The following is a 24,140-nucleotide window of genomic DNA, read 5'->3' as shown; positions in this document are numbered from 1 at the left end:
TACCTATCAATTTTCGGGCCAACCTCTCCTTTTTCTCTTTAATCAATACGTTAATAAAAAACCACAGCAACTTGCCGGATGGCATCTCTGCGAAGGTCGCGTATTGCGACGTGACATCGCATTCTTTGTTGCAAATTGCAAAAAACCTTCAATCGAGAACACAAGAAAAATTATAAACATATGATAATAAAGGGATAAAAAAACTGGCACGGTTCTTGACATGGATTAGGCATTCCACACCACGACGCGCTGGAGCCCATCATGAGCCTTCTGACCGACACCATCCGCCATCTCGATATCCGCACGGCTCACACTGGAGTTGATGACTTTGCCTGCCCCACACCGGAGGCCCCTGCCACTACTACTCTCTTCGGGCTGCCATTGGTGAACGCTACTCGCGCTCAGGTGGTGTCTCGCATCATCGCGCTCGCCACCCAACCGAGTCGCGCCATCGTCAACTTCGTCAACGCCCACTGTGTCAACGTCGCCCGAGCCGACGCCCAGTACCGCGCTCACCTGCAGCAGTCCGATCTGTTGCTCCCCGATGGGGCGGGTATACGCATGGCTTCCCGGCTGACAGGTGCCTCCCTCGGCGATAATCTCAATGGCACGGACCTCTTCCCGCTGCTGTGCGAACAGGCTGCAAAACACGGGCTTCCCATCTACCTCCTGGGAGGCCGTCCCGGAACCGCCCGCCGCGCTGCCGAGGAAATGCAGCGGCGCCATCCCGGGTTGATCATCGCAGGCACCCAGCACGGGTACTTCGGCGCCTCAGAGACCTCGTGCGTCCTAGACCAGATCAACTCAGCCCGACCCGCCTTGCTGTTCGTCGGCTTCGGTGTGCCTCTTCAAGAGCAGTGGATCGCCAAGCATCGCGCGACCCTCGCTGTTCCCGTGGCGCTTGGCGTCGGTGGTCTGTTCGACTACTTCGCGGGCAACGTCTCTCGCGCTCCCGTCCTGTTTCGCCGCCTGGGCTGCGAGTGGACCTGGCGGCTGGCACAAGAGCCGCGACGACTCGCAAGGCGCTACCTCCTCGGCAACGTCGCCTTCATAGCCCACGCCATCAGCCAAGGACTCGCGGCGCACCGTCCTACCCACGTCGTCCATGCTGCCGGCAAGCGCGTGCTGGACATCGCTATCTCCGGCAGCGCTCTGCTACTGCTCTCGCCCCTATTGGCCCTGATCGCTATGGCTATCCGTGGCGAAGATGGTGGCCCGGCGCTGTTTACGCAACAGCGCATCGGCGCCCAAGGCAAACCGTTCACGATGCTAAAATTCCGGTCCATGGTGCTGGACGCCGAGGCCCGCCGTGCTGAGTTACTGACCAAGAGCGAGCGAGATGGCGTATGTTTCAAGATGAAACGCGACCCACGTATCACGCGAATCGGCGCATGGCTGCGCAAGACGTCGCTGGATGAACTGCCGCAACTGGTCAACGTACTGCGCGGCGACATGTCTCTCGTCGGGCCCCGCCCCGCACTGCCCGACGAGGTAGTGACGTATGCTGGCAGTAGCTGGCAGCGTCTGGCGGGCAAGCCGGGCATCACTTGCACGTGGCAGGTATCGGGACGCGCCGACATCCCCTTCGAACGCCAAGTGACCATGGACATCGAGTATCTGGGCCGAAAATCTCTCTTTCACGATCTGGCGCTGATGCTGCGCACGATTCCTGCGGTATTGACGAGTCGCGGCGCCTACTGACGCTTACGTCGACAGGGACTGAAACAGTTCGCGGGCGCTGGTGACAGCGTCCGTGCTCTGCTGCTGGAGGGTCTTCAACAAGTCGTCTGTCCGCTCATCCTCAGCATGGCGAAGCGCGTTGACCGTTGCCATCAAAGGGAAAGCGCCGAAATTTCCAGCGACCCCCTTGAGGCTATGGGCCGCGCGCTGAAGCGGCTCTCGCTCGCCACGACGATGAGCCGACACCACCTCCGCCACGAGGCGCTCAATATCGTCGACCGCCGCCTGAAGTAACATCTGCCGCCGCGCCGGGGAAAGTGACGCGAAGATCGCCCGAAAATGTTCCTCGTCCACGGCCGGGGCTGAGGATGGCATGGCTTCGACGCCAGGCGGCGATAGGCTGGTCACTGAGGAGCCAGTGACAGCCGGGGAGTGTTCTTCGGCTCGCCTTCGCTCGCCGTCCAGCAACTCCAGCAGAATCGCGGCCAGCTGCTGGCGATTCACCGGCTTGGCCAGGGCCGCGGAAAATCCCTGGCGCGTCAGTTCGCCGAGCTCTTCTCGATTGGTGTGTGCGGTGATCGCGACGACGGGCAAGGCGGCAACTGCCGGCTGCCGCCTCAGTTCGGCAACAGCCTCGAGACCCGACATCCGCGGCATCAGGATATCCATCAGCACGCCATCGAAGCGCTCGCTGAGCGCCTTGTCAACGGCTTCGCGGCCATCACACGCGATATCACTGTCACAGCCAATCACCTCCAACATCTGGCACAGCACGACCCGGTTTGTCTCGATGTCATCCACTACCAGTAAGCGCGGTCTGTTCTCCTCATTGAACACCCTGTCAGGAAGTTGCTGCTCAGCCGCTGGCACACAGTAGTGGGCGTCAGATACCTCCTGGCGTAGAGGAAGACGCAGCGTGAACCCTGACACACCCTCAGCCTGGCAGGGCGTGATGTCTGCCTCGATAGCGGCAGCCCAGCGCTGGAGCAGCGCTCGGCGGCGATCCCTGCGTTCGCGTAGCACCTGCCCTGTAGCGGTGCTGACGATGTCGATACAGAGGCAGTCGCCTTGGACCGTGACGCGCAGGCTGATTGGTGCCTCACCCTCACCGAGTCGCTCGATAAAAGCGTCCATCAGTTGGCGCAGGCGGGTCGGGTCGGTCGTCAGCACTTCCGGAACCGACCCATCAAGCTCCAGCCGCAGGCGCCGACCAATACGCTCATGACCGTAGCGCCAGAACTGGAGGAGCGTGTCGAAATAACGCCGCAGCTCGACCGGCTGGGCCGATGCCACGGGCCCACCGTCATCCGCGTGAGCCATGTCGACGATCTGCTCGATATGACGTTGCAGCTGATGAGCGGCCTCTCGGGCCATGCCAAGGCGCTCGGCCTGAGCCTCGTTCAGCTCGCCCAACGACAGCAGATCGATCATGCCTAAAAGCCCGTTGAGCGGCGTACGGATATCGTGACTCATGGCCGCCAGGAAGTCGGCCTTGGCATAGAACGCCTCCTCCACGGCCTGTCGACTTGCCTGAAGCTCTTTGCTCAGGCGCACCAGCTGACGAACCCGACGGTCAGCAATCAGCGCCAAGGCGCGAGCCCGTCGATCCGATGCGCGCTGCTCGGTAATGTCCTGCACCGTGCCAAGCAGTGACTTGAAGCGCCCATGTTCATCATCTTCACGAATGATGTTCCAACGCATCCAGCGCGTCTCTCCATGGCGCAGGATGCGAAATTCATATCCATGCTCAATGCCAGGTTCGGCCGACCCATGAAATTCGGCTTCCTGACGTCTAACCCGGTCGCGATCCAGAGGATGAATATGGCTGATAAGCGTCTGCTCGTCGGGCTTGATCCCGGGAGCTAGCCCCAGCAGGTGGTGAAATTCTGGCGAGGTCGCGAGGCGACGGCCACGATCTCGGTGAAAGCTGGCAATGCGAGCCGTACGCTGTGCGCGCAGCAGGAACTGGCTGTCTCGATCCAGGCGACGCTGCAGCTCGCTTTCGCGCAGCATCAGCTGCTCGTTGGCCTGGAGAAGCTCGCGGCTGCGACGTTCGAGTATTGCCTCGGCCTCTTCCCGCGCCGCCTCAGAGCGCCGCAAACGGCGCTCAAGTCGTCTGATTGTCTCAGCGTCTGAAGGGAAACCGGTCATGCGCTAACCTCTCCACTCAAGCCGCGATTTGCCTCTTGAAGGCGCACCAGAAGCTGCTCGATGGAAGGCATCAACACCTGCACCAGAGGAGCGTCGAGCTCTTGTAGGGAGTGTTCAATGAACGCTACCCACTGCTGCAGCGCCACTTGTTGAGACGACTGCGACAGCTGAGCCAGCTCTGCGAGGGCTTGCTGCGACTGTTGTCTGTCTTCCTCGACCAACGCTTGGCCCAGCGCGTCCAGACACCGGCTGAAGGCCGCCGCCGCATCAAACGTAAGTCTTACATCAGCAACGCCGTGATCCCCCGCCCAACACTCGAGCAACGGAGCCAGCAGATTCAGCAAGCGCTCGCGCTCGAGTGGCTTGCCCAGTACCCCGTCGACTGCCGGGAGAACACCAACCTCACCTTCTTCACATCCGGCGCTATACCCCAACACCGGTACATGCGCGAAGGGATGTGGCAGTCGGCGCATCAGCCGAAGACAGGTGCCACCGTCAACGAGCGGCATAGCGCTATCCATCAACACCGCATCGAAGGTCGTCGCACACAACTTCTGAAGAGCCTCGAGACCATTGCTCGCCTCCTCAGTGGTTGCGCCGATGGCCCTCAAGCAACCTTCAGCCACCAGACGGTTGGTCTGAGTGTCATCCACCACCAGCACATGCGGGGATCGTCCCGCGACGCGTGGTAGCACCTCCGCACGTGACAGATCGGGTTGTGCGACCAGGGGAAGATCTGTCCTTGCCAGTGTTACGCGCAACCAGAAGCGACTGCCAACCCCTACCTGACTCTCCACTCCCACCGTACCGCCCATGGCTTCTGCCAGCAGGCGGCAGATGGACAAGCCTAATCCAGTACCCCCAAAGCGACCCGAGATGGAACGGTCGGCCTGCTGAAACGGAGTAAACAGAGTCTCTTGAACCGAGGGAGCAATGCCTATCCCTGTGTCACTCACCTCAATCAGCAATCGGTCATCGGCCTCCTCCTTGAGCGACAGCCGAACTGAACCACTTGAGGTGAACTTGATCGCATTGCTGAGAAAATTCGAGACGATCTGCTGCAGCCTTGCGGGATCACCGATGACGCCCAGAGCGCCGTGAACCTCACGCTCCAGCAACAGCTGTTTGTCCTTGGCGCTGGCCTGGAACAGATCGGCTGTGGCGTGCAGCACCTCGGCCATATCGAAGACCGTGCTATCGAGTTCGAATCGACCACTCGTCATCCTAGCGTGATCGAGCACATCGTTGAGTGAGACCATCAGGCTGCGCGAAGCCGCTTGCATGGCACGAAGCGACACTTCCCGGTCCTCATTGCCATCACCCGACAGCTGGGCGTCAATCATGCCGATGATGCCACTCAGAGGGGTACGGATCTCATGACTCATGGTGGCCAGCAGCATCATATTGGCCTCCGCCGCCCTGGCCGCTTCATCACGCGCATCGATCAGCCGACGAGTGGCCAGATTTTCGGCGGTACGATCATGGATAACCCCGAATAGAGCAAGGGCGCGCCCCTCGTCGTCAGCTTCGACGCTGCCCTTCACGTCGACCATACGCAGGGTGTTATCTGGTCGGCGCAGGGTAGCGCGAAAGGCAAACCCTTGGCGTCTCGCGATGGCATCTGCGATCAGCTGCTCGATATGAGGCCTGTCCTCGGCAATATAGGAATCGAGCGCCTCCTCCAGCTCGACCTGCTGATCTGGATCAAAACCGTGAATATGGTAGACCCCCGGAGACCAAGTAATCGCCTCGGACAAGAGGTCCAGTCGCCAATGACCCAATCCTGCTGCCTGCTCGGCATCGTGGAGCATACGCAAGCTGTCGTGAAGCTGCTCCTCGGCGAGGTGATGCTCACTGACATCCGTCATGGTGACCACGAAACCAGTGGAGACACCATCTTCTGCGGACAGGAATTCGATGTGCATGTCCAGCCAAAGCAACCGGCCATCACTGTGGCGTCGAGAGCGGTAATCGCTCACGGCCTTGAGGCTGAGCCTGGCCTCTTCCAGCAGTGCATCGCCGTCATGCTGGGAAACGGGCTCGCTACGCGGCAGGATTTCACTGAACTGCCGTCCGATGACGTCCGACTCGCAGACTCCGAATAGCCTCCACGCGCCCTCACTGCCACGACAGACCCGCCCTTTACCATCAAGCAGCAGCAAAGGCTGGTGTGTCACTCGACACAGCATATCGTCGGCTCTACCGGCTTCCCCGAAGTGCATGACCTTCTCCCCTACCGCAGTACGGCGATACTGCCACGAGCTACCAATCTCACATCCTGTGCACTAACAATCATGTTAACGGCATTTTGCGCACATGGCTGCACGGACATTAGTCATGTGCTCTCGTTTAGCCTACGTCAAAGAAAAGTGGTGCTACCGCACTTCGGCACCTTCAGAGCAGCGCTGGCCAGGAACGCCACGGCGCTCCCTCTGCGAGCCCCCTTCCCAGCGACGACAGCGCGGAGCGAGAAGACAGCGACTGGCTCTACCTACCGAGAGCTTGACCTGGTTGATGGATCCATTCATAGCGTCGACGCATCCACTGCATGGGGGGAACCCAAGCGATCCGATTGAACGCTGGCGCACATTAAGGAAAAATCACAAGTTGCTGATCTGAGTGGCGAGGCCAGAAGGACTTGAACGAGGACAAAGGCATTCATTATTCGCCTATCCATCAAGATGCCACGATGACTCCGTGTATAGCCAGCATCCCCAGCGGACGTAGCGTTTAGTTCCGCCAATTATGTTTGGACAATCATTGAGCAAAGCTAACAATAGAGACACAGCGGTGGAGGTGGTACACGTTGTTTCGTTTCAGGCACTCTAAAAAAAATCAAAAATCAGGATACCGCATCCATAGGACTATGCCCTCTGGACGACTATCCAGCGAGCAAGCGTGAGTTGTGGGGGTCTCACTGACCAAGCCCAGCCAGACAGGCGAGATGACGACATCATGGAACCAGTAATTTACCTGTCAACCCTATAACCGATTCTGGGCTGATACCTTCATCATAAAAATTGTATTCGTAGCTAAGCCCAAGCTGAACGGGGGCTCCCCCCACATGTATTAGCTTGTTCACTTGAACGCCAAGCGGAAGGCTAACAAACTTACCGCTATCCCAGTCGTAGGTAACCGACATATCGGAAGTACCCACCGACCAGTTATCGACAAGTGAGACATTCACTATGGGCTGGACGACGGATAAATTTATCGAGTCACGAGAGGCATCACCATCTATATCTACCAAATTCTGATTAAACAGACCCCATATGCCCCAGTGGGATTGGGCGACAAAACCGGCTGCAGGACCCAGTGCCCAACGGTCTGTCGTGAGTTCATCACTTCCGGTAGGCAGAAGAGCGACAGCTCCTACACCAAAGCGCCCCCATTGCCGATTGAACGTCGTTAAATTAAAAACGGTAGCGTCTAGAAGACCCGTCTCATTTGCAGGATTATCAGTGACATAAGGCAACGTTAGCCTAAAGATATTAGACGTATCGCCCAATGTGTATGGCTTGGCTATTCGAAACTGAACCTTATTTCCATCAACACCTCCTGCCCCATGGTAACGAGATGTATAAAAATTCTGTAAAAGATAGGCAGAAAGCGATGCGGTGGGATCACTAGCCGCTTGCGAGAGATCTTGTTCGCCGGTTTGGGAGTATGCTTCGGACGAAGCCAACAGACAGACCATCGTGATAACACTCGCAACCTTATACATACATATCCTCTCGTCAACATCGGTGGAAAACGAGAGGCATCCCTACAGACACCTCAACGCTTTAAAAAAGTGCTGTCAACTGATAGCCATCCCTTACTCTATGACTAGCTCACCTGCATGTTCGCCGATATATTCAACAGCAGACGCTCTTGAGTCTGGAAGGTAGAAGCGAAACAAGGCCGAAAAGGGAGTCGATGTCTCCAGGTTGTTCTTCGCGCCAGGACTATTGAAGTTAATCGTGTAGGTTCCATCTTCATTCGGCTCAGCCTGGGTGTTGGATATCGCAGAGATGTCTTTCGCCAGCCAGCCCTCCTCATCGTAAATCGTCACAGACCAGAAGCCACCACGTTCTTCCTGGATGTCTGGTGGAGTGAAAGTGGCTTTCGATGGCTGTATGTCACCATCGATAATCTCGCTCTTGTTCGTGAAGGGCCAGTATGCTGCGTCAGGTAAACCTAACCCGCCCCATCCATAGGCGGTTCCATACAAGTGGTCTTGTGGGCGTGAGGTGTACGGCGTGCCATTAACGGACTTAGTATGAGTTAGCGCACCATCTTTTACATCTTGGATCAACGCTGCTCGTATTTCCTCCGTCTTTTCCAGAGGAAGAACAACGTCAGGCGACTCATATGCTTGCGCGGAGTTGGCTTCGATAGTAGCCAGTTTCTGTAAGCGCAAGGTTTCTTCTATCCCCCCTTCTTCATCACTCAGAATGGGAACGCGCATATTCAGATACACGTGCTCGCCATAAGTGACATCATCCGGCGTGATCGTAATGCTATCTCCTGCGTACGCCACTCCTGCGACATAATTCTGCATATCGATCACTTGAATAATTTGGTAGTGACTCCCGTCCGGGACGCTAAACGTCGCGCCTTCACTGATATCCACTACAGCGCTGGCGTAGATACCGTCTTGGTTTTCACGAATCACTTGCTGGGTATCTACTCGACTAAGATCACTTTGATAGGCCCATTCGTTTATCGGTGCTTTTGCTAGGCTTCGCTTAAAGTTAAAGTCACTCTCTGAAATTTTATAAACATAGTCAGGAACACCAAAGTTCGACGGTGTCGTAACGTCAAATCCCTCGGCGATATCAGCCACGGCAGGAGAACTTAGCGCGAGCACCGAGGATGACAACAGTATCAAGCAGCAATTTTTCATGTTCAGAAAACTCCCTTTCATATCTTCCCTAATCGTTTTTTTCTATTGAAGGCGGAACCCAGTCCCCATTTACAATAGCGTCCTTGGGCCAATAAGCGCGTATATACAATGAAAATTCCTTATCTGGAGAAGGCAGCCAATTTGCCTCACGCTGTGGTCCTGGGTTCTCGGACTGCACATAAATCGTCAGACTGCCGTCATCTCCCATCACTAGCGATTGGTTTTTTGTCCCCAGTGAATAACGATTCAGTTCATTTGGATAGAAAAAATGTTGCTCATTATAGAGCGTCAACGACCAAAAACCGTCAACGGGAGGCAATTCGTCGCCCTGAAACGTAACGGTATATTCATGGGTGCCATCAAGTCGCTCGCCGGAGCTGTCGAAATCCGCCCCGAAGTACATCGTCTCACTCGGTACATTAGAGAACATGTTACCTTTGGCGGTGGCAGTACGCTGGAAGTAGTCGTAACCAAAGCGGGCCGCATTCAACTGGGTTCGCCATCCATTACCAGCGTCAACACCATTATTTCGAAATTCAAAAAGATGGTCGATGAGGCTCGCCTCGGTCTCTTCAGCGGCCTGAGTCAACGCAAGCATTACGTCTTGATCTCTTGTCGCAGCATCAAGCAATTGATTCACTGTTGCGTAGATAGCCTCTTCACCAGGTAGGGGTGGGGTCTCGGCCAGCACTTCTGGCAAGACCTCGAAAAACGATGTTGGGTCTACCCATTGTGTCTCTCCGTCACCGCCCTCATTCGGGTTCGGGATCGTGGGAGACTCAGACCAGTCCGTCGTCTGCTGCTCACCGGTATATTGAGACAACGGATAGGCCATCACTTGATCAATCAGGGGCTGGATGGCTCGACGGTCTTCCTCAGTATCATCCATGAAGATACGAGGGAAGACAGCGCCTAGGTTGGTTTGTGACCGAAAGACCGCGTTGATCCCCTCAGGTGTCTCTCCATCCCACTCTGGCCCCACCAGCAGATAGTGCCCCGCCTCAGTGCCATACTGGAGACCCAACTCAGCAAACGAGTCAGATCGCTGGTCCACAACCTGATAGACCCAGAACCGGTCTCCAAAGTCTGGTACTTGCACGACCACGGCATCCTCATCGAGAGCAAGGAAGCCCGCTCCATACACCACATCCTGATTTGGCGAGGTGACAAAGCGTTGTTCCGGCCGAAGGTAGTCGGACAGCATGCTCACCTGGTTCAAAGGGGCGACCGGTAACACGCCTCCTAAAAGTCCAGGATGAGGAGCCGTTGCGAACAACGCCTGCCGGTTGTGCATGTTGACAAGAGGCCAGGCCCATAGATAAGCGGTTCGCCCTATTGCTGCGGCATACTCAGGGCTAAGCGGCGCTCCTTTCACTGGCATTGGAACATCTGCAGAAGTTTGGGGCGCTGGTACTTGCCCCATTTCTTGAGCGGTGGCGGGTGAAATAGCCATCGTCATGAGAGTAGAACCGAGCAGTAGCTTCAACGTCCAAGACATTTTTCCCTTCTCTGCTTTAGCAAGACTAGTGGCACTCCGCACCTATAGGCACGAAAAGCTTATGAATAGCGATTGCTAAAACAGCGTAGTCAAGAGTTTTGATCTTGTCCTAGACCAGCCAGTTCATGGAGTGTAATGTAACAATAAGAACCAGACGATTCGAACTTTAATACATCAATATCAGCAGTTTAAGCGGCGAAAGACACATAACATTACAGTGATTCTTTCTATCCAGAGCAGAGCGGTCATCTTAATTATGGTGAAGGCTACGACGCGGAAACATAAAGATCTTGCGCTACGATATACCGCCGAGCGTGCCCCATCATCACGTTTTCGCCTACCGTCGGGCAGGCGCTCGATGCCATAGAGAATTTCAGCGACTGTAATAGCGGAAATTGTCACGGAAATAGCATCCTGCCTGTCCAGCCAGTCGACAACCCGGGCGTTTGGCACAGGCCGCATCAGCTCGGATAGCACGTTGGTATCGAGAACAATCATGCGCCGAAGCCCGGATCACGTGGCTCAGACCTAGACGGCACTTCCAGTTCGATGCCTCCCGCGTCTGCGAATCGCTCACGTATGCGAGTCCCCAGCCCCTTTGCCTGAGGCTGGTTCAAGGCATTACGTAGAATGATGCGGACCTCCTCTTCCATGGAATGGCCATGCTTTGCCGCCTGCATGCGAAGCTGAGCCTTCAACTGCTCATCCAAGTTGCGGATCGTGATCGAAGTCATGCCAGACTCTCTGCTCATGGCGGATGCGCGTGGATGGATAGCATACTACTTGTGCTACCCTATAGTTACCGCGTAACACATGAGAATGGTGTCGTGAGCGATGCTACCTTCACCTTTCGGGTCGACGAAAACCTGAAGGCAGAGTTTGCCAATGCGGCCAAGGCTCACGATCGCACCGGGGCACAGCTTCTACGCGACTTTATGCGCAACTATTTAGCGCAGCAGCAGGAAGCGCAGGATTATGATGCCTGGCTGATTGCCAAGGTGGAGCAATCACGGGCCTCGGCAGACGCTGGTAATTTGATACCTGCCGCCGATGTGGAAGCCAGGTTTGCTGCCCGCCGTGCAGCTACCCGTGCTCGTCTGGCGAAGTCTAACTGATGGAGCTGGTCTGGACGCCAGAGGCCATGCAGGATCGTGACGACATTTACGACTACATAGAACCTCAGAACCCGCTGGCAGCCTTGACGTTGGATGAACTGTTTTCAGGGAAGGCGGCACAGCTGGTGGACCAGCCTGACAGTGGATGACCTGGCCGTGTTCCGGGATCCCGAGAGCTGGTTGTTCACCCCAGCTACCTATTGGTCTACGACATTGTGAGGATGCAGGTGCGTGTACTGAGTGTGGTATACACAGCTCGCCAGTGGCCGCCTTCTCTAAAATAAGTCGAGTAGACCGGGCGATTCACTTCTGAGCTTTTTACAAGAGCTTAGGGGCTTCTTGGGGGGGGAACATCGGCTAGATAGCGCTTGAGTGCCGCTTCAAGCGTCATGCGCTCCGAGGCGCTGCGCTGGATATGCGACGCAAAGATATCACGCACCATTTCGTCTTCGGTGCGGCGTGCCCAGTCCTGGGCGTCACGCTTGGTGCGAAAACGAATGCAAAGTGCGGGCGGTGGCAGGCCATCCAGTCCTGCGGATGACGGCTTTCCAACTGCCAGAGGATCTACCTAGATGAAGATAGCGTGCCGGCTTAAGGCGGGCGCCAGGGATGAAACAACGAACGCCGTTACGGACACCTAATTCTCGGAAGGACTTAGCCGATTCGGCTAGGACGCTGATTTGAATGGTGGGCCCAGTAGGACTTGAACCTACGACCAAGGGATTATGAGTCCCCTGCTCTAACCAACTGAGCTATAGGCCCTTATCAGCGCGGACGTATGATAGCGAATGCGGCGGCCGTAGGCCAGCGGGTTTCAGGTGGACGCTTGCCACTGGTCAGTATGGCGGTCTCCGAGGCGTTTCGGCTGCGCCCTTCCTCACATCACAGCCCTTGTCGCATCATCGCTTGGGCGCCTCAAGAACCGGTTTGGCGACTGGCTGTACCGCTGGCGTACCCGCGGCGCCCTCCTCCTTTCACCGATTCCCCGCGCCCTTTCTTCCCACGCCCTTTCTTCCCGCGTCCTCTCTTCCCACGTCCTTTCTTCCCGCGCCTTTTTCCCACATCTCTACTCACGCGGTATTGCTCTTCGCCCTCTATCGCTGAGTGACGCTCTCCAAGGCTCTCCCGTCGTCGCCTCCGCGTGCCGCTCTGCTTCGCTTCAATGTGGCGTTGTGTCGAGCCTGAACCACTTCGGGTCTACTGCACCAGACCAAGGAGGGTGTAGGGGGCTTCGCAGCAGCGGCGTTCGTCGCGTTCGCTGACACTGTGCAGGTCGTAGTTGCGGTCGTTGTCGTAGGCGACGAACAGACGTTCGCGGTCAAGCACGGCGAGGCCTTCGGCCTTATGTTCGAACTCGAGCACCCTGTCGTTCTCGTCGCGCACCAGGGTGGGTGTCCTGCCCTGGCGGAAGTCATGCAGCGACATCACCCACAGATAGCCGCCGATGACCTCTTCGTCGCCCTCTTCGGTCTCGAAGCTGGTCAGCAGGTAGAGCTGGCCGTGGTAGGGATCGTACTCAAGACTAGACAGGCCACAGACGTGGTCCACGCCGTCGTACTCGCCGGGGTCGAAGCTGAAGACGTCATGCAGGGCATCGACAAATTCCAGGTTGTCATTGTCGTTGATGATGTAGTGGGCACCGATGACCCGACGCACATAGTCGAAGTCATCGTGGGCCTTGCCCTGCTCGCGGATGCCGAACAACAGCAGGCCATCGCCACGCTCGCCGGGGATCGCGGCCAGCCCCTCGATCTTGTAGTAGGGCTCGCCTACGGCTGCGTCCATCTTGCGCCGAAACTCGAGCGACCCTTCCACGCCGTCGCGGGGGTCGGGGTCCACCACCTGAACCCGGTCAGGCTCGTGAAGGGGCCAGATCAGCAGGTGGTTATAGGCGTTGAGATCGTGGGTCTCGTCGTCGATGCGATCAAAGCCGGTGGTGGCGATCATATGGCGCCCATCGGTGGTCAGGGCGAAGTCTTCATATTTCACCGCTTCCTTGATGGTCTGTTGGGTCAGGTAGTCGATGCGGTTGTCGTCGGGACCATCGGCGGTCAACGGCAGGCTGAAGGCGGCGGAACGCTCGTGACCGGGGATCGGCTTGTCGCTGGCCATCAGCAGTCGCTCGCCATCGTAGGCCACCGCAGAAATCTCGGCGTTGACCAGCTCGCCCTGGTCGTCACGCAGCCCGGGAGGAAAGCAGTGGATCGTGCCCTGCTTGAGGATTTTTACTCGTGCCATCAAGCCTCCTGATCGTCGTGTAGTAGAGGCATCCAGCCTACGCCTTGTGCCTCTGGTCGGCGAGGGGGGGAGTTTGACTTGCACAAACCACAGACTTTAATACGAACGCTTCGCATTATTTCCACAATTCGTTATATTGCTTGCGCCAGCAGCGACAGCTGCCCCTTCGATGCCTGCTGGCCGGTTGCGATGAAGCCCGAAGAGGCTTTCACGCGTTGTTTCGCCGACACGCCTAATGGCGGCGGTGTTTCTTATTCAGCGATCCTTTCATGCACTCCAGACATCCTCTTTCCCACGCCATTCGCTTCCCCCTGGCCTGCGACTCAGCATCACCGCGAACGCCCTGCCGCTCCGGCTACGCAGCGCTGCTGCTGACCCTGGCAACACCTGCTACGGCCCTGGCACAAAACGACACTTCCGTTGCCGCGACCACTACGCAAGCGGAGGTTACCGCCGACACCATGGTGGTGGTCGGCTCGCGGACGCCCAAATCGATCAGTGAGATTCCCGGTGCCGTCTGGGTCGTTGACCAGCAACAGCTGAATACCCAGATCGCCACTGGCGCGGATCTGAAAACGGCCCTTGGTCGTCTGGTGCCCGGTCTGGACCTGGCCCCTCAGGGGCGCACCAACTACGGCCAGAACATGCGTGGCCGTAGCGTTCAGGTGCTGATCGACGGGGTCTCGCTGAACAGCTCTCGTGGTCTCTCGCGCCAGTTCGATGCGATTGATCCCTTCAACATAGAGCGCGTAGAGGTGCTGTCCGGCGCCAGCAGCCTGTATGGCGGTGGTGCCACCGGCGGCATCATCAACATCGTCACCAAGAAGGGGGAAGGTCCCGGGCGCCACTTTTCCACCGCCACCAGCGTGACCAGCGGCTTCAATGACAGCGACGATGCCGATTTTCGTCTCGCCCAGGACATCAGCGGCGGCAACGAGCAGATTCAAGGTCGTCTGGCGGTGGCGTATCAGGACAACGGCCGTTTCTACGACGGTCGCGGTGACGAGATCTTCCCGGATATCGCCCAGACCGACCTGCAGGACAATCGCTCCATCGACATCATGGGCAGCGTTGATGTCAGGCTGGCGCCACAACAGACGCTGACGCTAGGGGCTCAGCTCTACCGCTCCGCCTATGAAGGGGATCGTGGCCTGTATTTCCCCAACCTGACCCTGGGCAACCTGGACGGTGCCGAGATCCGTGACGGCTACTCATCGGACCGGGACCCGGCGACCGACCGTCGCATGGTCAACCTGCAGTATCATCACGCTGACCTGCTGGGCCAGGACTTCTACCTGCAGGCCTTCTATCGGGAGGAGGAAGCCAGCTTCAACGCCTTCCCCTACGCGACATCTGAGGGCATCGAGTTTCGTACCTCCAAGCAGAACACCGACCTCGGCGGCATCAAGGCGTTATTTGACGCCGACCTGAGCGACAGCGTGTCACTGACCTATGGGGTCGACATGGACCGGGAGTCCTTCGACGCCAACCAGATGCTCTTTGATATCGCTGCGTCCAACGCCAGTGGCGGGCTGACTCAGCAGCGCAGTGACGTGGTCCCCCGCTACCCCAGCTATGAGGTGGATGGCTATGCAGGCTTCGCCCAGGGGGATTGGCGGGTAACCGAGGGGCTGACCCTGTCTGCGGGGATTCGTCAGCAGCACATGGATGTCGAGGTCGACGACTTCAATGGCATCCCCGGCGGCGAGAATGACTACGACGCGACGCTGCTCAATGCCAGCGCGCTGTACGACTATGGCAATGGTCACCAGAACTGGATTCAGTTCAGTCAAGGCTTCGAGCTGCCCGATCCTGCCAAGTATTACGGCAAGAGCGCCGACGTCAGCGTCGACGACAACCCGCTGGATGCCATCAAGACGGATCAGGTAGAGCTGGGATGGCGCTTCAACAACGCCGACTGGAGCACCCAGGCAGCGCTTTACTATGCGTGGTCTGACAAGGCGGTGGAAAACGCCGAAGACCTGTCCGTCAGCGTGGTTGAGGAAAACAAGCGTGACTACGGTCTTGAAGCTGCTGTCACTCGCTACCTGGACGGGGGCTTCGAAGTCGGCGGCACCCTGCACCTGGTCCGCTCGGAACAGGAAGACGACGACGGACAGTGGAACAAGCGTGACGCCCGCTACGCCTCGCTGTCATCGGCGACGGCCTTCGTTGGATGGAACGATATGGCCGCGGGTCGCAGCGCGCGCCTGCAGGCCAACCATGCCCACAACCTGGAAGATGACAACGACCGTCAAATCGATGGCTATACCACGGTGGACCTGGCCCTGGCTCAGGACATCGACATCGGCCGCCTGACCCTTGGCATCGACAACCTTCTCGACGAAGAATACTCCACGGTCTGGGGTCAGCGCGCCGCGATGTTCTACTCTCCCTACTATGGTCCAGAGTACCTGTATGACTACCAGGGTCGGGGACGCACCTTTACCCTGGGTTGGACGATGGATTTCTAAGACCTACCATCGGGCTGTGTCCTGACACCCATCCAGATTACCTGCGCCAGGCCTTTGGGTCTGGCGCCTTTGTTTGCCCAACAGCGTGCAACACCCCCGGTTGCTGACGGCAACGCCTTATTTGATAATGAATTGCATTTGCCTTTGCGACATGGCATGATCATCGCCCCTCGATGCTCACGCTTTATCACTACGGTGAGACGCTTCATGTCCACGCTTCGCCCCTCGGCACCGTCTTCTTCTCGCTCGCCCACCGCGCTGTCCTCTCGCGCTGGCACAGCTGACGAGAACCAGGATGCCCTGGGTGATGACGCGTCACCGCCGCGGGCCACTGGCGACGATACCGCCGAGGTCACGCCAGGAGGTGCCTGGGTACTGGCCAGCGTGCTGCTGGGCACCTTTACCGTGAGCCTCAACAACAGTGCGCTCAACCTCGCGGTGGCAGAGCTGATGGTGACCTTCGAGGCCAGCGCCAGCCAGGTGAACTGGGTCATCACACTGTTCATGATCAGCATGGCCATGAGCATGCCCCTCACCGGCTACCTGGCCGACCGCTTCGGCCGCCGCACGATCTACTTGCTGGGGCTGTCGGGATTTCTGGCGGGGTCCCTGCTCGGTGCCATGGCCGACAGCCTGTCGGGCATCATCATGGCGCGCGCCCTTCAGGGCACCGCTGCCGGCCTGATGATCCCGCTGTCCCTGGCGTTGATCTTTGCCGCCTACCCGCCTGAGCAGCGGGGCCGAATCAGCGGTATATGGGGCTTTGCCGTCATGATTGCGCCTGCCATCGGTCCCACGGTGGGCGGTCTCTTGCTGGAGCTGACCCACTGGCGTGCGCTGTTTCTGATGAACCTTCCCTTTGCACTGCTCGGCCTGGCTTTGGGCTGGCGCTGCCTGCGGCGTGAAGCGCCCAATCGTCAGCGCCGCTTCGACTTGCCGGGCTTCGTGCTGATCACCTTGGGCATGGGCGCGGTGCTTGCTGCTCTGGGACGGGTCGAGACCCTTGAAGACCTGCTGTCCATTGGTGTGGCGGTGGCGGTGCCGCTGACCGCGGGAATCGCCTGCCTGGTGGCCTTTGTCCTGGTGGAGCAACGTACCACGGCACCTTTGCTGGCACTGTCGTTATTTCGCCACTCGGCCTACCGCTTGAGCGTGGTGCTGGCCTGCCTGCAATCGATCATTCTGTTTGGCTGCGTCCTGCTGACGCCACTGTGGATGCAGCAGGTGCTAGGTGCCAGTCCTTTCGTCACCGGACTGGTGTTTCTGGCCACCGCCCTTACCGCCTCACTGTGCTCGCCCCAGGCCGGCCGCATGATCGACCGCTACCCGCCCCAATGGTGTCTGCTGGTGGGGCTCGGCGTGACCGCGATCAGCCTGATGGGACTCGCCCTGATGTCACCGGCTGCGCCGGTGTGGCTGGTCGGGGCCTGGATGGGACTTCGCGGAATCGGCCTTGCCTGCGGCTACCTGCCTGCCACGACTGTCGGCGTACGCGCGCTGCCTGACGCCGAGATGACCCAGGCCTCCGCCATGAACAATATGGCCCGACGCCTGGTCGCATCGTTGGGGCTGGTGGCGCTGTCGCTTTACTACGATGCCCGAGTCGACCAGCTCGCCGGAAGTGACGCCAGTGTTGGCGCCAGTGCCCAGGCCCTGAGTGAAGCCTTCACCGCGCTCGCCCTGATCGCCCTGCTGTGCCTGCCGCTGGCCTGGCGGCTGGGCCGGGCAACACGCCATCACACTGCCCACATGCTTACGTGACGGATCCACCCCATGATGCCCTCTCCCACGTTACGCCCATCATCGCACCCGCCAGCGCCATCGCCCCCAAGGCCCTTGCGCCCCCGCGCAGCGCCATCGTCCCCGAGGCCCTTGCGCCCCCGCTCAGCGCCTTCGGCGCTGCGCGAGCTGCTAAAGCTGCTGGCGTTGCTGTCGGGCGCTCTGCTGTTTGCCACCATCTCACTGCTGGCCGGCATGCTGCTGTTTGCTGAAACGGCGCGCGGGGACACGGCGCCACCTCCAGCCACCTCTCCGCGTCTGGTCACGCTTTACCAGGGCGCCACCGACAGTGCCGTGGCACTAGGCCTCACGCCGATTGGAGTGGTCGACGCCTGGATGGAGAAGCCCACCTACCGCTATCTGCGACCGGCGCTGAATGGAGTGGAGCATGTGGGCCTGGAAACCCAGCCCAATCTCGAGAAGATCGCCTGGCTCGACCCTGACGTCATTATTGGCACGCGTTTTCGCCACGAGCGGGTTCGCCCGCTGCTGGAACGTATCGCCCCAACCCGCTTCGCGGCCAACGTCTATGACTTCAGGTCTTCCCTTGACGAGGTAGCACAAGCCACCGGCCGCGAGGCCCAGGCCCGCGAGCTGATGACCTGCTGGAATGCACGCATCACCGACCTGCGTCAGCGGCTGGCGCAGCGCCTGGGCGATGATTGGCCGCAGAAGGCGGCCGTGGTCCGCTTCAAGAGTGATCACCTGCGCCTGTATTCCACCGGCTTTGCCGGCAGCATTCTCGGCGAGATCGGCTTCGAGCAACCCGATGCGGCCAGCGACCAGGGCTGGGGCATCAAGCTGACCAGCGAAGAGAACATCCCGACGCTGGATGCCGATGTCATCTTCGTGCTGCTGGAAGACGACCCGGCCATCCTGGCCACCTACCGTCACTGGACCGCGCATCCCCTGTGGCAGCGCCTGAAGGCAGCACAGGCGGGACGGGTGTATGAGGTCAATACGGTCAACTGGATCATGGGTGGCGGTATTCTGGCGGCCAACGCCATGCTCGATGATCTTTACCGTCACTATTTTCCCCAGCTTGCATCGTCTGAGTCTGCCGCTTCCGCATCACGCTCACTGCCGCTGGCCGCTGACTCGACGCCGCTGGCGGTTCGCACGTCCCAGCAGGCGCCCGTCGGCACCGCAGACTGCCAACTGGCCTTCACGTCCGACGCCAGAACCGCTGCCAAAACCCACAGCTCCACTCGCGCTACTGACGACCAGCAGGATTCTTGATGCTTGACCGCACCACCACCCGTTCGGCAGGACTCGTGCTCGGCATCCTGTTGTGGCTTGCGGCCTTCGCCGCGAGCGTGACGCTGGGCACCACCGACATCACCCTGAGCGATGTCTGGCAGGCGCTGAGCGCCTACGACGGAGGCCGAATCGACCACATCATCATCGTCTCCGAGCGTCTGCCACGGGCCGTCATTGCGACCCTGACCGGTTCAAGTCTGGCCATCGCCGGAGTGCTGATGCAGACCATGACCCGCAACCCGTTGGCCTCACCTGGCATCCTTGGCATCAATGCCGGCGCCATGTTCTTCGTCGTCGTGGCGGTATCGCTGCTGCCGCTGCATGCCCCAGGGCAGTATGTCTGGGCGGCGCTGCTGGGGGCGCTGGTAGCCGCCTTGCTGGTGCTGGCGCTCAGCCGAGGACGCCGCGGTGAACTGTCTCCGCTGCGGGTGGTGCTGGCCGGGGTCGCCGTCAGCGCCATGTTTCTATCCTTCAGCCAGGGCCTGCTGATCCTCGACCAGCAGAGCTTCGAGAGCGTGCTGTACTGGTTGGCGGGATCCGTTTCGGGTCGCGAGCTCGATCTGGTGGTGCCCCTGTTGCCCCTGTTTATTTTGGCGCTGGCCATCACCGCGACGCTATCACGTCATGCCAATGCGCTGTTGCTGGGCGACGAGATGGTCACCGGCCTCGGCATGCGCGTAGGTACGCTAAAACTGCTGCTCGGCCTCTGCGTGATCCTGCTGGCGGGAAGCTCCGTTGCCCTGGCCGGCATGATCGGCTTCGTCGGACTGATCGTGCCGCACATGGCTCGCGGTCTGATTGGCATCGACCATCGCTGGCTGTTGCCCGCCTGTGGCGTGCTGGGTGCGACCCTACTGCTGGCCGCCGATATCGCCTCGCGGTTTCTGATGCCGCCCCAGGAGGTGCCGGTCGGGGTGATGACGGCACTGCTCGGCACGCCCTTCTTTATCTATCTGGCGCGCAGACGGCAGGTGGCGACATGACCCAGGGACGCAACACCTTGTCGACACCCGCCGCCAATCACCGCGCGAACGCCAGCGTCAACAGCAGCAGGTCCCTGACCTCACCGGGCTGCTCTTCGCCACGGGAGCGCACAGCGCGATATCGCTTCCTGTGGGTGGTCACCCTGCTCGGGCTGGCGCTGCTCGCCAGCATGGGGCTGTCGTTGTCCCTGGGCAGTTTCCCCACATCGCCGCCCCAGGTGCTCGGCGCCCTGGTAGCACCGGCAGACAGCGACGTCGGCTTTATCATCTGGGAGCTTCGGCTGCCACGCATCCTGCTGGCGGTGCTGGCGGGCGCCGCGCTGGCCTGCGCCGGCGCGATCCTCCAAGGCATCGTCAGAAACCCCTTGGCCTCGCCGGATGTGATCGGTATCACCAGCGGCGCGGCGCTGGCCGCAGTAGTGTTTCTGGCCGGCTTTGCCAGTCAGTTGAGCATCAACCTTCTGCCGCTGGCGGCACTCGCAGGGGCCGTGTTGGCCACCCTGCTGGTGGTGTCCCTGGCCTGGCGAGCGGGGCTTGAACCTTCTCGCATCGTGCTGGTAGGTATTGGCCTTTCAGCGGCCATGGGCGCTGCCACTACGCTGTTGATCGTGATCAGCGACGATGCCTCGGCGCTGCACGCCTACGTCTGGCTGACCGGCAGCCTGTACGCCGCCCAATGGCAGGACGTGCTGTCGCTGCTGCCGTGGCTGTTGATCGCCCTACCGGCCAGTCTCGCGTTGGCTCGACATATGGATGCCCTGGCGCTGGGTGACAGCGTCGCCCTGGGGCTTGGGGTCAACGTGCAACAGAGCCGCCTGATCCTGCTGGCGCTGAGCGTGGCACTGGCCGGTGCCGCGGTCGCCTTCGTCGGCGGACTCAGCTTTGTCGGACTGGTCGCCCCACACCTGGCGGCTCGTCTGGTAGGACGCAGCCTGGCTCGCCTGGTACCAACGGCCGCGCTGTGTGGCGCGCTGATCGTGCTCTACGCCGACTTGATCGGCCGGGTGGCCTTTCTGCCCAAGGACCTGCCCGCTGGGGTCTTCGTCTCGGCGGTGGGTGCGCCCTTCTTCGTCTACCTGCTCTATCGCACCCGTCAGTAATGGTGCCTGGAGCCTCGCCGTGATCCGGTCAGTACTCGCTGTGCTTTCAGCACCTTCTCAGCACCTTCTCAGCACCCTCAGAGCACCCTCTCAGCAACAGGTCCGACAGGAGGTCCGATGTTCCATATAGCCCCGCGCAGGGACACCTTCAGCCAGGCACAGATCGATCGTTTCGCCGGGCTCGCCACCTCCACCCTGGGCCACTTCAGTGACCTCGGCGCTATCGCGTCACTGCAGCCGATTCGACGTCCCATTCGCCTGTTGGGCACGGCGCTGACGGTCAAGATCCCGCATATCGATGGCAGCATCATCCGCGAAGCATTAATCCAGGCAGAGCCCGGCGACGTGCTGGTGATCGACGTGGGCAGCGACCAGCAGCGCGCCTGCTGGGGGGAGTTTCGCGCCTACGCGGCGCTCAAGAAGGGACTTGCCGGGATCGTCACCAATGGCGCCATTACCGACTGGGACGCCCTCTCTCGCCTATCGCTGCCGGTCTATGCCAGGGGGACCAGCCCGCTGACCACCCGCTCGCTGTCGTTGGAGGGTGAGATCAACACCACCGTCGCCATTGACGGCGTCACCATCGAACCTGGCGACCTGATTCTCGGCGATGACGACGGCCTGTTCGTGCTGCCGCCCCATCGCGCCGACGCACTGGCGGAGCGCGCCCTGGCCAAGCAAGCCGAAGAAGCCAGCCGCCGCGAGGCGATGTTGCGCGAGCACCCCGACTGGCTGCGCTGAATATCCCCTGTCACAGCCCCTGTCCCTGTCATAGCCCCTGTCATAGTCCCTGTCTTGCGCACAAAAAACGGCGGCATCGGTATTCACCGATGCCGCCGCGTACTTTCTTACGCTAGATCAGGCTTGCTGCAGCGTCCTCTGGCGGTCGGCTAGGCTTGCGGTACTGACACCCTGTTCGACACTGGCGTTGGCCTCGGCTTTCTGATGCGTCGGCTCCCCCTGGCAGGCCCGTAGCGGGTTGACGGTCTCGCTGACACCGAAGGGCATGCTGCCGGGGCCGCCGGCGCGCTCGATGATCGGTGCGATCAGGCGCTTGTAGGGCCAGCTTTCGCGCTCGAACAGCACCGCCTTCAATCGACGACGCTCACCGTCTTCGAAGGGAACAGCGTCGAGCACGCCGTCCAGCACCGCGCTGAGATCCTGCCACAGGGCCCGACTCGACAGGCCGAAATGCCCCGCCACGGTGTCGATGATGGCGCGCAGGTTCACCTGGATGGCCAGGGTCTGAAGCCAGAACACCAAGGCCTCCTGACTGTCGTGGTAGAGGGTATTGGCGTGTCCCTTCTTGATCCGGTAGCACGGGTCCTGCATGCCGTGACGCTCGAGCTGACCGACGTGGATGCGCAGCGAGTCATGGTCCCTGAGCAGCAGCCCTTCGACCTGGCCATCACGCACTACCAGCACGGCATTCTGACCATGGACCTCCGCCAGCATCCCGAGCCTCAGCATGCGCAGGTTGATCTCGAAGAAGCGCGAACACAGCTCGCCAAACAGGGCTCTGGCGCTTTCGGCCCCATGTTCCATGCCTCGCTGGTCCATCCAGTCGCTGAACAGGTGGTGGGCGCTTGCCGAGTTCTCGCTCGGCAGTGGCGTCCCCAGGGTCGCCATGGGCACCAGCTGCACATCACGCTGGGCCAGCAGCTCCCGCGGATAGCTGCGCACCATGGCGCTGAGATGACGCGGGGCTTCGTCAAACAGGCTGGCATCTTCGGGCATGTAGGCCCACCACTTGCCCTCGTCACACAGGTGCAGGGCACTCGCCAGCACCGGGTCACGCTGCCTGGCCTGGGCCAGCAGTCTGGCGCTGAGATCACCATTGATCATCTTCACGGCGGGCAGATAGCGCGATGCGCCCAGGGAATGAATGGCCATAGGCAGCTTCAGGCTGTGCTCGGAGCAGCGGGTGGACAGCAGCGAGCGCAGTGATGACGTCGGCCACCAGCCCCCGGTAACCGTCTCTAGGGTCACGCAATGCCCCTCCTCAAGATCCGTGGCTAACCACGTCGGCAGCGCATGCTCGTGCTGCCATGGATGCACCGGCAAGGCCACGTGGGTCTGGTCGAGACCCTTGTTTCTCAGCTCATCCTGCAGCGCCTGGCGCTCATCGTGGGCCAGCACCCAGTCGGCGGGCACGCTGTCCACGTCACCGCCGTCTGCCGCCTCGAGGCCGGCGCCGGTGCATAGCCGATGGCGCGCCACCGCGACCCAGACGAGCCCCACCGGACGAGCAAACTCCGCCATGTAGGCCTGGTACTCGTCGGCACTCATGCCCTGCTTGGCCTTGGCCGTCGGATGGTAGGGGCGATCCAGCAGCGATGCCCATTGCTCCATCCGCACAAAGTGGGCGTGGGTATCCAGCGCCTCAAGGTCATCGGTGCGCACGCCGTGATGCATCGACGCCTCGGCTTGCCACAGGCTGTCCTCCAGCGCACGCAGAAACACCTGCTGGCCCTTGGTCAAGCCGCTGTGGGGCTGGTCACCGTTGGCCTCGGCTGGCTTTGGCTCCGGCTCCCCCTTCGCCTGGCATAGAAGGCGCATCAGCGCTGGCGCATCCAGCTCGATGGCGCTGGCATCAGTGTCCGGCACGACCAGCACAGGGGTCGCCGGCACCTTCTGCCAGGCCTGGACAATGCCTGGCTCCAGCAGCATGACCAGGCGCTCGCCCTGGGGTGTCTGCCAGTCCCACAGACGGGGCTGGCCCTGCACCGCTGCCGCGCCAAACCAGGCGGTGGCCTGACGCCGAGCAGCATCGTCGTCTTCACGCAGCTTGGCGCTGTCCAGCAGCTCCTCGACCAGCAGGCCGTCTACGAGAAACGCCAGAATCTGCTCGCCGGCGCCAGGTTTTTCGACAAATGCATCTGCGCCAGCCGAATCAGTGACAGACACATCAGTGCCGCGAAAGGATGAGGAACCGTCAATGGACGCCATGCTTGGGGCCTCCTGTTGGATAGTA

18 protein-coding genes and 1 tRNA gene are annotated in these 24,140 nt (G+C 60.1%); 9 read left to right on the top strand and 10 right to left on the bottom strand.

The features are described from left to right. Nucleotides 1–261 precede the first annotated feature (261 nt). Nucleotides 262–1,701, top strand: a complete 1,440-nt coding sequence (locus KUV86_RS03605) for a WecB/TagA/CpsF family glycosyltransferase (RefSeq protein WP_222483582.1) — start codon at nt 262–264, stop codon at nt 1,699–1,701. 3 nt (nt 1,702–1,704) lie between these two features. On the opposite strand, the gene KUV86_RS03600 is transcribed toward KUV86_RS03605, so the two are convergent. From KUV86_RS03600 to KUV86_RS03570, 7 genes are all read right to left on the bottom strand, one after another. Beyond that, nucleotides 1,705–3,780: a PAS domain-containing hybrid sensor histidine kinase/response regulator gene (locus tag KUV86_RS03600; protein ID WP_222483580.1), complete on the bottom strand. Its 2,076-nt coding sequence runs from the start codon at nt 3,778–3,780 to the stop codon at nt 1,705–1,707. A gap of 47 nt (nt 3,781–3,827) precedes the next feature. Further along, nucleotides 3,828–6,053: a PAS domain-containing hybrid sensor histidine kinase/response regulator gene (locus KUV86_RS03595; protein ID WP_222483578.1), complete on the bottom strand. Its 2,226-nt coding sequence runs from the start codon at nt 6,051–6,053 to the stop codon at nt 3,828–3,830. 731 nt (nt 6,054–6,784) lie between these two features. After that, nucleotides 6,785–7,555, bottom strand: coding sequence for a hypothetical protein (locus KUV86_RS03590; RefSeq protein ID WP_222483575.1), 771 nt, complete (start codon nt 7,553–7,555; stop codon nt 6,785–6,787). Nucleotides 7,556–7,648: 93 nt separating this feature from the next. Then, on the bottom strand, nt 7,649–8,719 hold the full coding sequence (locus KUV86_RS03585; protein ID WP_222483574.1) for a DUF1214 domain-containing protein: 1,071 nt from the start codon (nt 8,717–8,719) through the stop codon (nt 7,649–7,651). Nucleotides 8,720–8,747: 28 nt separating this feature from the next. Beyond that, nucleotides 8,748–10,217 carry a DUF1254 domain-containing protein gene (locus KUV86_RS03580; RefSeq protein WP_222483573.1) on the bottom strand — a complete coding sequence of 490 codons (1,470 nt, stop codon included), beginning with the start codon at nt 10,215–10,217 and terminating at the stop codon, nt 8,748–8,750. A 180-nt stretch (nt 10,218–10,397) separates the two neighbouring features. Then, nucleotides 10,398–10,715, bottom strand: coding sequence for a PIN domain-containing protein (locus KUV86_RS19900; RefSeq protein ID WP_224908162.1), 318 nt, complete (start codon nt 10,713–10,715; stop codon nt 10,398–10,400). Next, nucleotides 10,712–10,951 (bottom strand): FitA-like ribbon-helix-helix domain-containing protein, encoded by a 240-nt coding sequence (locus KUV86_RS03570; protein WP_222483572.1) that lies wholly within the window; start codon nt 10,949–10,951, stop codon nt 10,712–10,714. Before KUV86_RS03570 ends, KUV86_RS19900 begins: the two co-directional genes overlap by 4 nt. Before the next feature lie 93 nt (nt 10,952–11,044). Between KUV86_RS03570 and KUV86_RS03565 the strand changes: the two genes are divergently transcribed. Continuing rightward, nucleotides 11,045–11,332 carry a CopG family ribbon-helix-helix protein gene (locus KUV86_RS03565; RefSeq protein ID WP_222483571.1) on the top strand — a complete coding sequence of 96 codons (288 nt, stop codon included), beginning with the start codon at nt 11,045–11,047 and terminating at the stop codon, nt 11,330–11,332. Further along, on the top strand, nt 11,332–11,481 hold the full coding sequence (locus tag KUV86_RS19895; RefSeq protein WP_261397528.1) for a type II toxin-antitoxin system RelE/ParE family toxin: 150 nt from the start codon (nt 11,332–11,334) through the stop codon (nt 11,479–11,481). Before KUV86_RS03565 ends, KUV86_RS19895 begins: the two co-directional genes overlap by 1 nt. Nucleotides 11,482–12,017: 536 nt before the next feature. On the opposite strand, the gene KUV86_RS03555 is transcribed toward KUV86_RS19895, so the two are convergent. Both KUV86_RS03555 and KUV86_RS03550 read right to left on the bottom strand, forming a co-directional pair. Beyond that, nucleotides 12,018–12,094, bottom strand: a tRNA-Ile gene (locus KUV86_RS03555). 435 nt (nt 12,095–12,529) lie between these two features. Further along, nucleotides 12,530–13,570: a hypothetical protein gene (locus KUV86_RS03550; RefSeq protein ID WP_222483570.1), complete on the bottom strand. Its 1,041-nt coding sequence runs from the start codon at nt 13,568–13,570 to the stop codon at nt 12,530–12,532. Nucleotides 13,571–13,839: 269 nt separating this feature from the next. Between KUV86_RS03550 and KUV86_RS03545 the strand changes: the two genes are divergently transcribed. The 6 genes from KUV86_RS03545 (at nt 13,840) to KUV86_RS03520 (ending at nt 21,907) form a co-directional block, all read left to right on the top strand. Next, nucleotides 13,840–16,044: a TonB-dependent receptor gene (locus KUV86_RS03545; RefSeq protein WP_222483569.1), complete on the top strand. Its 2,205-nt coding sequence runs from the start codon at nt 13,840–13,842 to the stop codon at nt 16,042–16,044. 207 nt (nt 16,045–16,251) lie between these two features. After that, the gene (locus KUV86_RS03540) at nt 16,252–17,805 is read left to right on the top strand and encodes a DHA2 family efflux MFS transporter permease subunit (RefSeq protein WP_222483568.1); all 1,554 of its coding nucleotides are present in this window, start codon (nt 16,252–16,254) and stop codon (nt 17,803–17,805) included. 111 nt (nt 17,806–17,916) lie between these two features. After that, nucleotides 17,917–19,062: an ABC transporter substrate-binding protein gene (locus KUV86_RS03535; protein ID WP_261397527.1), complete on the top strand. Its 1,146-nt coding sequence runs from the start codon at nt 17,917–17,919 to the stop codon at nt 19,060–19,062. Next, on the top strand, nt 19,062–20,066 hold the full coding sequence (locus tag KUV86_RS03530; protein WP_222161789.1) for a FecCD family ABC transporter permease: 1,005 nt from the start codon (nt 19,062–19,064) through the stop codon (nt 20,064–20,066). Before KUV86_RS03535 ends, KUV86_RS03530 begins: the two co-directional genes overlap by 1 nt. Before the next feature lie 170 nt (nt 20,067–20,236). Further along, on the top strand, nt 20,237–21,166 hold the full coding sequence (locus KUV86_RS03525) for a FecCD family ABC transporter permease (RefSeq protein ID WP_261397544.1): 930 nt from the start codon (nt 20,237–20,239) through the stop codon (nt 21,164–21,166). Nucleotides 21,167–21,283: 117 nt separating this feature from the next. Continuing rightward, nucleotides 21,284–21,907, top strand: coding sequence for an RraA family protein (locus KUV86_RS03520; RefSeq protein ID WP_222483566.1), 624 nt, complete (start codon nt 21,284–21,286; stop codon nt 21,905–21,907). A gap of 117 nt (nt 21,908–22,024) precedes the next feature. Here KUV86_RS03520 and KUV86_RS03515 read toward each other — a convergent pair whose 3' ends face one another. Further along, a complete protein-coding gene (locus KUV86_RS03515) occupies nt 22,025–24,115 on the bottom strand; it encodes an IucA/IucC family protein (RefSeq protein ID WP_222483565.1) in 2,091 nt (696 codons plus the stop codon). Between the last annotated feature and the right edge of the window lie 25 nt (nt 24,116–24,140).

The organism is Halomonas sp. DP8Y7-3, assembly GCF_019801675.1.
GTDB lineage: Bacteria > Pseudomonadota > Gammaproteobacteria > Pseudomonadales > Halomonadaceae > Halomonas > Halomonas litopenaei_A.
The sequence above is the reverse complement of the archived record's forward strand: the minus strand, read 5'-3'. Positions and strand labels throughout refer to the sequence as shown.